Source organism: Burkholderia sp. SIMBA_051, assembly GCF_046534915.1.
In the GTDB taxonomy this organism is placed as follows: Bacteria; Pseudomonadota; Gammaproteobacteria; order Burkholderiales; family Burkholderiaceae; genus Burkholderia; species Burkholderia ambifaria.
In genome coordinates, this window is sequence record NZ_JAWRXS010000768.1 from 1 (window position 1) to 242 (window position 242).

Below are 242 nucleotides of genomic sequence, written 5' to 3' on the forward strand. Positions count from 1 at the left end.
GCACCGCGCTCGCGGCGACCGGCGCGATCGACGGCCAGATCACGTCGCGAAAGATGCGCCAGCTCGACGCGCCGTCGAGTTGCGCGGCCTCGATCTGATCGCGCGACGTGCCTTCCAGCGCGGCCAGCAACACGAGAAACATGAACGGCACCCACTGCCACGTATCGCCGATCACGACCACGATGCGCGCGAGCCACGGGTCCGCCGCCCACGCGATCTGCCCGAGGCCGAGCCATGCCCAG

General features: G+C 70.2%; 1 protein-coding gene. It reads right to left on the reverse strand.

The features are described 5' to 3' along the window. On the reverse strand, positions 1-242 hold a 242-nt coding region (locus SB771_RS36545; protein ID WP_410722227.1), incomplete at both ends, for a carbohydrate ABC transporter permease.